We start from the raw sequence: 13,101 nt of genomic DNA, 5'->3' as shown, positions 1-13,101 counted from the left end.
TTCCTTTTTTATTTGTGTTGAAACCGTTTTGTAATTTTATATCTCAAATACATACCTTGTTATTTAAATGGCTTTCAAATAACAAAAAAAACTCAGTTAGCATAATAGATAATGAAATCTGTAACTTAATCACTTATATTGTCAGGCATTCATTGTTGCTTTCTTTATATAGATAAAAGACTAACAGCAATATTAGATACTATATTAGAGACAATATTTTAACGTTTTAAAGCACTTTATAAGGAAATAACATGTCATATTTACAAAATGCCTTCAGAGATTTAAGGATTGGGAAAACTGAGATAGAAGGTGACCAAACTAAAATCCGAGCGCATCAGAATGAAAGTCACCTTGATGTGTTATCTGAAAAGATTGATCAACTTTACGTGATGAATTTAGCTGCTTTAGAGCTGTTAGGTGATTTAGGTGTCAGTCAAACAGAAATCATGAGCAAAATTGAAGAAATAGATTTAAGAGATGGTAAAGCTGATGGCAAACTCGCATTACCAACAGAATGTTCAGATTGCGGACATAGAATAGCAAAACGTCGTACCCATTGTTTTTACTGTGGCTCGAAAGTGAATCAAATAGGTTTTAAAAAGGTTTAGTTTTAATATAAAAGTAATATGACTTAGTTCAAGGACGTATAAATGGAATTCCCACAACTTGAGACTCCGCGACTCATTATTAATCAAATGTCTGATGAAGATACACAAGCTGTTTTCAATATATTCACTGATCCTGATGTAGTTAAGTATTATGATCTTGCTGCTTTTACAGAGTTAGACCAAGCAACTAAGATCATCGGGTTTTTTAATAATAGGTTTCAAGAAAGTAACGGTATTCGTTGGGCAATACGCTTAAAAGATACAAAGCAATTGATAGGAACCTGTGGTTTTAATTCATGGAATATCAAGATGAAAAATGCCGTTATTGGTTATGATTTAAATCCAAAGTTTTGGGGCAAAGGATATTCAACTGAAGCTATTCACGCCATTGTAAGCTCAGCGTTTAAAGGAACTTTGGCTTGTGGTGTTATCAATCGTATACAAGCAGACACAGTATTAGGGAATGTCGCATCTGAATCTTTATTGCTGAAAGTTGGATTTAAAGAAGAAGGGGTTCGACGCCAAAGTGGTTTCTGGAAAGATAAATTTCATGATCTCAAATGTTTTGGTTTAATAAAATCCGATTACAGTGCTTCATAATTAATGACTAAGTTTTGATAAGTTTTATTCCAACTTAAATACAGTTTGTTCTACACAATACACCCAAAACATAATTACACAAACGAGAATACAAGTTAAATGATAGAAATATATGCAGGTAAAACGGCTTTAAAAACAATAAAAGAACAAGGCTTTAAGCAAGAGTTGTTTACTTCATTTTTAGGTGCGTCTGGTGGTCCAAAATGGTTTGTATTGTACTGTTTGGATAGATATTTATTTGGAGAATTTTTTAAAAGCAGAACAGAGCCTTTAAACTTAATAGGTTCAAGTGCTGGGAGCTTCAGAAGCTCTTGTTTTGCACAAAACGATCCTTTAGCTGCTATTGAACGATTAGCCACATCGTATTCAGAAACAACGTATTCGGCTAACGCTAATACCGCTGAAATTACTCGAAAAGCACGTGAGCTTTTAGATGGTGTTTTTGGTAGTACGGGCGGACAAGAAATTATTGATAATCCTATATTCAAAGCACACTTTATTGTTGCCAAATCTAAAGGTTTAACAGCAAGTGAAAATAAGCTGATTCAAGGTGCAGGCTTGCTGAGTAGTTATTTATTAAACCGCATTGATAGGAAATTATTAAAATCTCAATACGAGCGTTTTATTTATCAACCTGCAAGTAGCTCATTAACCATTAATGATAGCTACGGATTTAAAACTACGACTATACCTTTTACCCCTGATAATATTAAAGATGCGTTACTCGCTTCAGGTTCAATTCCTATGGTAATGCAGGGTATTAAAAATATTCCTAATTCGCCTAAAGGCATGTATCGAGATGGTGGGATTATTGATTACCATTTTGATTTTAAGGTTAAAAATGAAGGGCTGGTTTTATATCCACATTTTAGCTCAAATCCTAAAGCAGGGTGGTTCGATAAAAACTTAGCGCGAAAAGTGTCAGCTGAAAACTATTATAATGTTGTGATGATTTGTCCGTCACAGAAGTTTGTTGATTCTCTGCCTTACAATAAAATACCTGATCGCACTGATTTTACTGAAATGGATTCAGACACTCGAATTACCTATTGGAAAGCTGTGTTAGCTCAAACGGAACAACTAGCAGATAGCTTTTCATCTTTTGTTAATAATCAGTCTATTGAAGATATAAAAGAGTTTTAGTTAACCTGAAATCAGTTTAAGATGTTTTTAATTCATTGAAATTATTACTATTAAAATTTAACGATGAAGCAAGTAAAAGTAGTTGTTAGAGAAGAATATATTAAGCCGAGATCAGGTTTAGTTACACATTCTCTATTTTATTTATAGCGGGTATACGATATAAATTAATGCGGATTGAAAAATACACACTTTTTTCATGTACAGCTTTAATCAATCTAAGAACGTTTACCATTAAATATGAAGTTAATTAAACCGTTAAATAAACATTTACTCGAAATGACCCAATGGTTTGCTAATCAAGGTGAACTTATTGATTGGTCAGGCTCTACACTCGACTTTCCATTAACGGTATCAAGCTTTTCTGCTGAACTTAATATCAATGTATTAAGCTCATTCGTATTACTATCTGAACATTCTGATATGCTTGCCTTTGGTCAATTCTATTTAAGATTAAATCGTTGTCACTTAGCCCGCTTAATTGTTAATCCTTTACATAGAGGTAAGGGAATAGCGGCTAAGCTTATTGAAAAACTCTCTATCGAAGGTTGCAATGAGTTGGGAGTTAAAGAATGTTCTTTATTCGTTCTAGAGCATAACAAAAGTGCGATTAAAGCTTATAACAAATATGGTTTTACAGTAACGACTTATCCCGAAGTTCTACCCGAAGCACATTGCTTATATATGGTGAAAAACTAGCTTTTACGTATTTAAACGTCTATTTAATAGTAATTCAGCCTTTTTTGGGGATATCTGAAATTATTAATCAAAAACATGTGTCTGATACCTTAAGATTTTAACTATAGTTTTTATACACAGCTTTAACTATGTTTTAGCTCTCTGTGAATATAAACAAAAATAATTAAATCGCGCGTTTAATCTGAATTCGCGTAACTTTAATTTATATGAGCTTTTATAAAGCTAAGTTTAATAGGAAATATAATATATATGTCGGAACAGTCTACTACCTTTATTGCATTAGCCTTATCTAAAAAAGTTGTATCTTCAGCTCTTAAAGTGGCTCTTATTGTGGGGACTATACTTGCGGTTATAAATCATGGCTCAACACTTCTTGAAATGGATTTATCAGGTGAGAAGATCGCACAAATCCTACTGACTTACCTTGTGCCTTACTGTGTTTCAACCTATTCATCAGTGAAGGCAATTCAAGGCCATCAAAAACAAAATTAACTAAAAACGTTAATCGTTTAATCTCAAACGATTAACGTTTTTATTTCTCGGTACAAAGTAAGTGACTGTTAAAACTGAATTTAGTAGGTTACCTACTTATAACTACAATAATAATGATTTAATTGGAGACAATATTTATGCGTGAAAAAATACAATTTACCAGTGGTGGTAATCAATTAAGTGGGTTGTTAGAAACGCCTGAATCAGATATCAAATTTTATGCTTTATTTGCTCACTGTTTTACCTGTGGTAAAGATGTTGCTGCAGCTTCTCGTATTAGCAGAGCATTAACAGCTAAAGGTATTGCTGTTTTACGTTTCGATTTTACTGGCTTAGGTAACAGCGATGGTGATTTTGCGAATACTAATTTCTCATCTAATATTCAAGATTTAATTGCTGCCGCTGATTTTCTTCGTAAAGAATATAGTGCGCCAAAATTACTTATCGGTCATAGCCTAGGTGGCGCAGCTGTTTTAGGTGTAGCTCAAAAAGTTGAAGAATCAGTAGCTGTTGTTACTATTGGTGCTCCGTCAGATGCTGCACATGTAGCACACAATTTTGAAGCACATATCGATGATATTGAAGCCAATGGCGAAGCTGAAGTTAACCTTGCAGGCAGAAGTTTTAAAATACAAAAGCAGTTTTTAGACGATATTAAAAGTTACGGTAATAGTCATATTAGTAAGCTTAAAAAAGCTTTATTAGTGATGCATTCTCCAATAGATGCAACGGTTAAAATTTCTGAAGCTGAAAAAATTTATCAAGCAGCACTTCATCCTAAAAGTTTTGTAAGTTTAGATAATGCTGATCACTTACTTACTAATAAAAGAGATTCTGAATATGCAGCTGATGTTATCGCTGCATGGGCAAGTCGTTATGTGCCAACTGATGTAGAAACGTATAAAGCGAATGTTGCACAAGGTCATGTATTAGTAGAAGAAAAGAATCATAAGTTTGCTCAACATGTAAGTACAGCTAGCCATTACTGGTTAGCTGATGAACCGACACGTGTTGGTGGTAATAATACAGGTCCAGATCCTTACGAACACGTATTAGCAGGTTTAGGTGCTTGTACAGCCATGACATTAAGAATGTATGCTGACCGCAAAGAATTGCCAATAAAACATATTAAAGTTGATCTGACACATACACGTAATTATGAAGATGATTGCGAAAACTGCGAACAGCTAAACGGTATGGAAGCGATTGTGCGAAATATCAGTTACGAAGGTGAATTAAATGAACAACAAAAACAGCGGTTTTTAGAGATTGCTGATAAATGTCCTGTTCATAAAACACTGCACAATAATGTAAATGTTGTCAGTAAATTAGTGTAATATTTAAATAACTAAAACGAACTTTGTTTCGTTAATTTTAATCAAGCCTCTTATGAGGCTTGTTTTATTTTAGAGGTAAGAATGGAATCTAAACTGTTAAAAATAAAACTTAATAGCAATTCAAGAGCAAAGTTAGACGAACTCATCGTTTATATGCAAGAAAACATCGAATTTCCAAAAAATGAGATGGATCAAAAAGGTTATTACTGGGATTCTGTTTTTTATGAAAAGGACTCTGAATTTGAATATATTTATATTGTGATCAAATCTAACGACTTTTCTAAAATCATGCTTGATGAAGTTGGACTTATTGAGACTCCATTTAGAGATGTGTACAGCAAATTCAGAAATGAATGTTGGGCGCCTGAGCTTTATTTAGATGTTGAACCGGTGTTTTGTTTTAACTCGTCTATGACATTTTCAAACTAAGTTTAACGATATTTTAAAAAGGAGAATATATGAAAGTTGAAGACATTAGAGTGTTTATCCCGAGTAAGGATTACGAAGTATCTAAGCGATTCTATCAAGCATTCGGCTTTGCAATGGAACGTGCATCTGACGACTTATCTATATTTGAAAACAATGGCTCTACATTTTTCTTAAGTCGTCATTACAATGAAGACGTTAAAACTAATTTAATGATGCAACTAGCTGTATCTGATATTGATGCTGTGTATGAAAATCTGTCGACTTTAACTGATTTTGATATTAAATATCAGCCAATAATAGTAGAACCATGGGGAAGAGTTATTTATCTTACCGGGCCTTCAAGTGAGCTTTGGCATATTACACAATTTCACCCAATTGAAGGGGAGTCGTAGGTTCTTACTGGGTTATTTATTCTGAGTGTGTAGTTATTCTGGATATTCAACATCTTCATTTGGCCGAATACTAAAATCAGCTAACTTCCTTGCCTAATATGGTTTACTATTTGTTTATATTAACTCTTTGGTGAACCTTATGAAAAATTTCTCATTCTCTGCGATCTCAAAATCTGCACTTGTTCCATCTGTTCTTGCTTTAGGTTTATTGGCGGGTTGTTCAGACAACGTAGGTAAAGTCAGCTTAGGTTTATTTACCACAAAAGATGTTGTTATTGAGGCCAAGCAAGATCCTATTATTTCTGGCGTAACTTGTCATATTAGCCATGTTGAAGCGAATTTAGATTTTAGTGATCCGTCTGACATGTCTATTGCGTGTCGACAAACTGGACCTATAACTGAAGAGCAACTGAAACAGGTTGATCGTTCTAAAGACGGCGATATTGTTTTCAAGCAGTCAAAAAGTATTTTATTTAAAAGCTTAAAAGTACGTAGAATTTACGATGCTGAACACAAAACCTTAATTTACCTGTCTTATTCTACAAAGGAGTCGAGCGGTAGCCATCACCATTCGCTTTCAACTATTGCCTTATTTAATACGCAAGGTTGGAATTGGGCACTACAGCAGGCTAAAAAATCCAGTTAATAGAATGATATAAATTAAAGAGATACAAACATACTTATGATTTTAGACTTATTTAAAACCAAACCCGTAGTAGAAGATAGTGTTCATAATTGGATTGCTGATACTTATTCGTGGGCGATAACTCATCTGAACGGTGACTTTTTAAAAAACGAAAGCCAATTAATATTACCGACTAATGATTTTTTCCCAGGTAGGGTGACTAGCGTTCATGAAATGGCACAGCAAGTGTTTAGTCAAACCATTAAACATGCAGGTATGGAAAACTGGCCATTAGTATTAGTTGAGCCACATCGTGCATCTACTAACTTGATACCTAAGTTGGCAACAAGTCGATTATTGCGTGGTCCGTCTGCACTTGTTACGGTAGCAAATACTGATGGCTATGGCAGCGGAAATGCTGTTGAAGTGAGTTACGGTGGTGAGAGTTTATCTAAAGAAAATGCAGGTAATAATAAGGTTATTGAAATTAGCTATAACCCGTCACAAGTCAATCAACCACAAGACTTGGTTTCTTCATTTACACAAATTTTAGCTTCACTATTAGTGATGAATGCACCTGAGTTACCACCAGGTGGAAAAGAGTATACATCTCAAACAATTGATTTAGTTGCTTGTTTTATGGGCTTCGGTGTTATATTTTCTAATACTGCCTTTCAGTTTAAAGGTGGATGTGGATCTTGTAATAACAGACAAGCGAATAGACAATCTACATTAACTGAGCTAGAAACGGTTTATTGTTTAGCGATGTTTTGTAAGTTAAAAAATATCGATAAGAATAAGGTTTTACCTCACTTAAAAGGGCATTTAAAAAGTTCTTATAAAGGAGCCGTTAAACAACTAAACCAGTCAAACTCAGAATGTGAAGCGTCTGCGTTATTGTCTTTAATAAAACAATGAAGAATTAAGGAATTTTGCTTTAATTAGGTCTACAGTTAACTATATCGCTAATATAATAAAAACAATATAGGACAAATGGTATGGAATCATTACAAGTACAACATTATATGAATCACTATCCTGTAACCTTCACACCAGATATGGTGGTTCAAGAAGCGTCACTACGGTTTTTAAAAACTAAGCAAATAGGTGGGCCAGTGATTGATGCTAATAATCAATTAGTTGGTTTTTTATCTGAAAATGATGTGTTAGCGAAGATGTTAGACAGCATTTATCATAACAAGCATTTTGCCTACGTTTCAGAAATGATGCGCAAAGAGGTATTAACGGTTAAGCCTTACGATAGTGTGATGGAGCTTGGTCAGAATATGCTACAAAACAAACCTAAGGTTTATCCTGTTGTTGATGACGATGGCAACTTGTTAGGCACTATCTGTCGAAATGATGTATTACGTGCAATTGATAAACATGTGCGTTCTGGCGAGATAGCTGACAAATTAAGTCACAAATCAACGGCTTAACTCGTTTATATTAAAGAAAAAACTGAAATTAAAGTCTTTGAAAGCGTTAACACTGATTATTCTATATCAGCGTTAACGATTATTATCATGATAGAAGTCGGGTCAAAATTTGCTAAATATTAGGGTTAACTAACATTTAACAAACCCTTGTTTTTGTAAAAACTCTAACATATGTTCACGTTTCTTCTTTTGCACAGCTTTTGCTGTTTGTTCTGACCAATTACTTGAACGCTGGTTAGAGCCTCTTTCTTTATAATATTGTTCAATTTGCTCATCGTAAGCTGCTATGTCACTCGCTGTTTTATTTTTAGCGTAAGTTTCATCATGCAAAATCACATCAACAGGGAATCTAGGTTTTAGTTCTGGTACGGCATCTGGCCAGCCTAAACATAAACCAAAAACTGGAAAAACTTGATCTGGAAGCTCTAAAAGCTCAGAAACCTTTTCAGGGTCATTTCTAATTCCCCCAATAAATACCGCACCTAAACCTTCAGATTCAGCACCCAACATTAAGTTTTGCGCCATTAATGCCGCATCAACTGTCGCACTAATAAAATGCTCAGTATTTCCTTCAAGCGCGCCTAGATCTTGATTCACACAAGCCATTTCAACACGTCTTAAATCAGCACAAATAATCAGAAACTCTGCAGCCGACTCAACCCAGTGCTGACCACCTGCTAACGTTGCAATAGTTTGGCGACTTGCTTTGTTGTTCACTCGAATGATTGAGTAAGCCTGAATAAAGCTTGACGATGCAGCGCCCTGAGCATGCCTAACCAGTTCGTGCAAAAGTGTCGAGTCTATTGGTTTGTCAGTATACGAACGTATAGAACGATGATTTAACTGGGCTTCTAAAATAGGATTCATAGCGAGATATTTCTCCAATTATTGAAAGTAATAAGTTTTAATAACAAAAAGTTATGTAGTGTAAACGCATCATTATAAACACATTTAATTATGAAGGTCTTTATATTAACAAATCACTTTACAGGGTTACAGTTTAGTCATAATTGTTTGTCGCTTTTGGTTAAACTATGTTTAATCAATTTTGCTTGTTCTAAGCTTGCTAATGTAGCTCTAAGTTACTCAATAAATTAATCCGTTTGGTTTAACATCTAATATTTAACCCAAAAGATTATTTTTAACAGTAAATCAACTGATTATGATGCTTAACCTCATCACTGATAAAGGATGAAAGATAAAACAAATAAGGTGAACTTGCTGCCATTTTAGGTAGAAACTGATATTATATGCGCAATGTAAATAAGTATTAGAGCCTGTTGTGTCGTTAGAAATCAGTCCAAATCCCATCCCAGAAATTCAATCTCTTTTTGATCTATTAACCAAAATAAAAAGCTGCGATATAGGTCGTATTAAAAATAGATTAATTAATGCTAAAAAGCTGAGTGAAGGTGATAAAAGAAATAACGCGTTACTACAAGCAGCGTCTCTTATAGAAAAGTCATTAGCTAACAAACAATCTAAAATCAGTAAGTTACCTAAAGTTACTTATAATGAATCGTTACCTGTTTCTCAAAACGTTAAACACATCAGCGAAACCATTAAAAACAACCAAGTGACTATCATCGCGGGTGAAACGGGTTCAGGTAAAACCACTCAAATTCCTAAAATTTGTTTAGAACTCGGTCGTGGTATTGATGCCATTATTGGTCATACACAACCCCGACGAATTGCAGCACGTACTGTAGCAACTCGTATTGCCGAAGAGTTAAATACCAAGCTAGGGACTTCTGTTGGTTATAAAGTTCGTTTTAACGATATGGTTGATGAACACAGTCATATAAAGTTAATGACTGATGGTATTTTGTTAGCTGAAATGCAAACGGATCGATTGTTACGTCAATACGATACGCTAATTATTGATGAAGCTCATGAACGTAGTTTAAATATAGATTTCATTTTAGGTTACTTGAAGCAAATATTACCTAAACGCCCAGATTTAAAAGTTATTATTACGTCGGCAACCATAGATCCTCAACGTTTCTCAAAGCACTTTAACGATGCACCTATTATTGAAGTTTCCGGAAGAACATTCCCTGTAGATATATTGTATCGCCCGTTAAATGAACCACGTGCTGATGACTCAAATGAAGGCAGTTCACAACGTGATGATGCAGACGTTATTACCGGTATTTTAGATGCTGTAGACGAACTAACTGATGTAAGTAGCGGCGACATTCTTATCTTTTTGAATGGTGAACGTGAAATTAGAGACACAGCAAGTGCGTTAGAAAAAGCAAACTTACGCCATACCAATATTTTACCTTTGTATTCTCGTTTAACGGTACAAGAGCAAAACAAAATTTTTCAGCCTCACACAGGGCGTAATATAGTTTTAGCCACCAACGTTGCCGAAACGAGCTTAACCGTGCCAGGTATTAAATATGTAATTGACCCCGGTACTGCGCGTATTTCTCGTTATAGCTACCGAACAAAAGTACAACGTTTACCGATTGAAGCCATTTCACAAGCGAGTGCAAATCAACGCTCTGGTCGATGTGGTCGTGTATCTGCAGGTGTTTGTATTCGTTTATATTCAGAAGAAGACTTTTTAGGTCGTCCTGAGTTTACCGATCCTGAAATTGTAAGAACAAACTTAGCAACTGTTATTCTACAAATGCTTGCTCTCGATTTAGGTGATATTTCAGACTTCCCCTTTGTACAGCCACCTGATGGCCGTAACATAAATGATGGTGTTAAATTATTAGAAGAACTTGCGGCTATTTCCTATCAAGGAAAAGCCACAAGTAAAGATCAGTCAAATAAAAGCCAGTCAGCTAAAGCTCAAAACACAAAAGGTCCGGTATTAACTAAAATAGGGCGCTTGCTTTCAAAGTTCTCTATTGACCCTCGACTTTCAAAAATGATCCTTACTGCAATCGATTTAGGTTGTGTCGAACAAGTATTAATTATTGTTAGTGCGTTAAGTATTCAAGATCCTCGTGAACGACCGCACGAGAAACAACAAGCAGCTGACGAAAAGCATAATCGTTTTAAAGATCCTGAGTCTGACTTTATTAGTTTACTTAACTTATGGAATTATATTACCGATCAGCAAAAAGAATTAAGCAGTAATCAATTTAGACGTATGTGCCAAAAAGATTTTATTGCTTATATGCGTATTAGAGAATGGCAGGATATTCTTACGCAATTAAAGTCTACTTTCCGCGATTTGAAAACACCGATAACACGAATCGATTATGAAGGTGAAGGTAATCAAGATATTATTCATCAAGCTATACTTTCTGGATTATTAAGTCATATAGGTCAGCTTGACGAAAACCGTGAATACAAAGGTGCTCGTAGTAGTAAGTTTTATATATTCCCTGGTTCTGGTGTCGCTAAAAAGTCGCCGAAATGGGTAATGGGTGCTGAACTCGTTGAAACGAGCCGTTTGTTTGCTCGTATGGTGGGTAAAATTGATGCTCAATGGATTGAACCTTTAGCCGATCATTTAGTTAAAAAGAGCTATAGCGAACCTCATTGGGAGAAGAAGCAGGGTGCTGTTATGGCATCAGAGCAAGTATCTCTTTATGGTTTGATTTTAGTGGCTAATCGTAAAGTTAATTTTAATAAGATTGAGCCAGATACTTGTCGTGAAATTTTCATCAGAGAAGCTTTAGTTAACGCTGATTGCACCATTCAAGAAAACTTCTTCAAAGCGAACAAAGCACTTGTTGAAGAAATTGAAAACTTAGAGAAAAAAGCCCGACGTAAAGATTTCTTAATTGACGAGCAACACCTTGTAGATTTTTACTCATCTAAATTGCCTGAACACATTAACTGTCAACGTAGCTTCTTGTCGTGGTGGAAAAAAGAAAAGCAGCAAAACGGTAAGCTATTACATTTTACGAAAGAATTTTTGTTAAACGAGAGCTCAGAGGAGTTATCTAAAACCGAATACCCTGATACTTGGCAGCAAGACAACCTAACCCTGCCATTAGAATATCACTTCACACCAGGTGATGTAGATGATGGTATTAGCGTTATTATCCCTATTGGCATTCTGAACCAAGTACATGACCACGGTTTTGATTGGTTAATACCTGCTTTACGCTTCGACTTGGTTGTTGCCTTGATTAAAGGTTTACCTAAATCACTACGCAGGAATTTTGTTCCTGCACCTAATTATGCAGAAGCCTGTGTAACAGCAATGACAGACACGGATAAACCTTTAGTTGAAGTGCTTGAAAAACAACTACTAAGAATGACAGGCGTAAGATTACCTGAAAACTCTTGGGAACATATTGAATTACCTATTCATTTAACCATGAACTTTAAAGTGCTAAACGAGAAAAACAAACTGGTTAAACAAGGTCGTGATCTCGATTTATTAAAAGCTGAGCTGCAAGGCAAAGTTAAAGCATCGATCAAGCAAGTAGCAGATAAAGGCATTGAAAGAGCTGATATTGAAACCTGGGACTTTAAAGACTTGCCAACAGGCTACGAGAAGAAAGTGGCTAATATCACTATCAAAGCCTTTCCAGCTTTAGTCGATCATAACAAAAGCGTTTCGATTGAGTTATTCGAGCAACAAGAAATTGCCGAGCAAGCTATGTTAAAAGGTGCAAGCCGATTAATTTTACTTAACATTCCTTCACCGATTAAATATCTGCAAGAAAAGCTACCAAATAAAGCCAAGTTAGGTTTGTACTTTAATCCGTTTGGATCTATTACCGACCTATTGCAAGATTGTATTGTGGCAGCGTGTCAGCATTTATTGCTTACTCATGGACCTTTGCCACGTAGTGAACAAGAGTTTACTAAAGCTAAAGATTACATACGTGCCGAAATAGCAGATTGTGTTTTAGACAGTGCTATAAAAGTAGAAAAAGCGCTGAGTACTGCTCATGACATACGTAAAAAATTAAAAGGTAACGTGAGTTTAAACATCATTCAATCACATGGTGATATTAAACAGCATTTAGAGACACTGGTGTTTAAGGGTTTTGTAACTGAGTCAGGTCATAACAAACTTGATGATATAAACAGATATTTACAAGCTGTTATCAGACGTTTAGAGAAGTTACCTATTGATCCTAATCAAGACCGATTAAAAATGATCGAAATTGAGAAAGCTCAAACGGCTTATCAAACGGTATTAAGTAAGCAGAAGAAAGGGCAGCCATTATCGAAAGAGTTGTCGGATGTAACTTGGATGTTGGAAGAATTAAAGGTGTCGCTATATGCGCAAAACCTTAAAATGCCTTATCCTATTTCAACTAAACGAGTGTTAAATCACTTAAAAGAATTTTAATATATACATGTTCTTCGCTACACGGATTTAAGCTAATAATATAGGCTTAACAAATAGCACAA

13 protein-coding genes are annotated in these 13,101 nt (G+C 35.0%); 12 read left to right on the top strand and 1 reads right to left on the bottom strand.

Features of this window, described 5'->3' with window-relative positions; genetic code table 11:
- Nucleotides 1-251: 251 nt before the first annotated feature.
- From ACPUVN_RS07340 to ACPUVN_RS07290, 11 genes are all read left to right on the top strand, one after another.
- Nucleotides 252-608: a hypothetical protein gene (locus ACPUVN_RS07340; protein ID WP_426357247.1), complete on the top strand. Its 357-nt coding sequence runs from the start codon at nucleotides 252-254 to the stop codon at nucleotides 606-608.
- A 42-nt stretch (nucleotides 609-650) separates the two neighbouring features.
- Complete coding sequence (locus tag ACPUVN_RS07335) at nucleotides 651-1,208, top strand: GNAT family N-acetyltransferase (RefSeq protein ID WP_426357248.1); 558 nt, start codon at nucleotides 651-653, stop codon at nucleotides 1,206-1,208.
- Nucleotides 1,209-1,307: 99 nt separating this feature from the next.
- Nucleotides 1,308-2,351: a patatin-like phospholipase family protein gene (locus tag ACPUVN_RS07330; RefSeq protein WP_426370334.1), complete on the top strand. Its 1,044-nt coding sequence runs from the start codon at nucleotides 1,308-1,310 to the stop codon at nucleotides 2,349-2,351.
- A gap of 237 nt (nucleotides 2,352-2,588) precedes the next feature.
- Nucleotides 2,589-3,047, top strand: a complete 459-nt coding sequence (locus tag ACPUVN_RS07325) for a GNAT family N-acetyltransferase (protein ID WP_426370333.1) — start codon at nucleotides 2,589-2,591, stop codon at nucleotides 3,045-3,047.
- Between the two features lie 249 nt (nucleotides 3,048-3,296).
- Nucleotides 3,297-3,539, top strand: coding sequence for a nitrate/nitrite transporter NrtS (gene nrtS / locus ACPUVN_RS07320; protein WP_426357250.1), 243 nt, complete (start codon nucleotides 3,297-3,299; stop codon nucleotides 3,537-3,539).
- A 137-nt stretch (nucleotides 3,540-3,676) separates the two neighbouring features.
- On the top strand, nucleotides 3,677-4,876 hold the full coding sequence (locus ACPUVN_RS07315; RefSeq protein WP_426357251.1) for an alpha/beta fold hydrolase: 1,200 nt from the start codon (nucleotides 3,677-3,679) through the stop codon (nucleotides 4,874-4,876).
- Between the two features lie 81 nt (nucleotides 4,877-4,957).
- Nucleotides 4,958-5,305 (top strand): DUF6176 family protein, encoded by a 348-nt coding sequence (locus ACPUVN_RS07310; protein WP_426357252.1) that lies wholly within the window; start codon nucleotides 4,958-4,960, stop codon nucleotides 5,303-5,305.
- 29 nt (nucleotides 5,306-5,334) lie between these two features.
- Nucleotides 5,335-5,697, top strand: coding sequence for a lactoylglutathione lyase (locus ACPUVN_RS07305; protein WP_426357253.1), 363 nt, complete (start codon nucleotides 5,335-5,337; stop codon nucleotides 5,695-5,697).
- 139 nt (nucleotides 5,698-5,836) lie between these two features.
- Complete coding sequence (locus ACPUVN_RS07300; RefSeq protein ID WP_426357254.1) at nucleotides 5,837-6,343, top strand: CreA family protein; 507 nt, start codon at nucleotides 5,837-5,839, stop codon at nucleotides 6,341-6,343.
- Nucleotides 6,344-6,379: 36 nt separating this feature from the next.
- On the top strand, nucleotides 6,380-7,240 hold the full coding sequence (locus ACPUVN_RS07295) for a hypothetical protein (protein ID WP_426357255.1): 861 nt from the start codon (nucleotides 6,380-6,382) through the stop codon (nucleotides 7,238-7,240).
- A gap of 80 nt (nucleotides 7,241-7,320) precedes the next feature.
- Nucleotides 7,321-7,761 (top strand): CBS domain-containing protein, encoded by a 441-nt coding sequence (locus tag ACPUVN_RS07290; RefSeq protein WP_426357256.1) that lies wholly within the window; start codon nucleotides 7,321-7,323, stop codon nucleotides 7,759-7,761.
- Nucleotides 7,762-7,890: 129 nt separating this feature from the next.
- Here ACPUVN_RS07290 and nfsA read toward each other — a convergent pair whose 3' ends face one another.
- Complete coding sequence (gene nfsA, locus ACPUVN_RS07285; RefSeq protein ID WP_426370332.1) at nucleotides 7,891-8,628, bottom strand: oxygen-insensitive NADPH nitroreductase; 738 nt, start codon at nucleotides 8,626-8,628, stop codon at nucleotides 7,891-7,893.
- A gap of 451 nt (nucleotides 8,629-9,079) precedes the next feature.
- On the opposite strand from nfsA, the gene hrpA reads away from it, so the two are divergent.
- The gene (hrpA, locus tag ACPUVN_RS07280) at nucleotides 9,080-13,039 is read left to right on the top strand and encodes an ATP-dependent RNA helicase HrpA (RefSeq protein WP_426370558.1); all 3,960 of its coding nucleotides are present in this window, start codon (nucleotides 9,080-9,082) and stop codon (nucleotides 13,037-13,039) included.
- Nucleotides 13,040-13,101: the final 62 nt, after the last annotated feature.

The sequence above is a fragment of the Pseudocolwellia antarctica genome, from assembly GCF_049933045.1.
Taxonomy (GTDB): Bacteria; Pseudomonadota; Gammaproteobacteria; order Enterobacterales; family Alteromonadaceae; genus Pseudocolwellia.
Note: the sequence above shows the minus strand (reverse complement) of the source record. Positions and strands in the feature narration are given on the sequence as shown.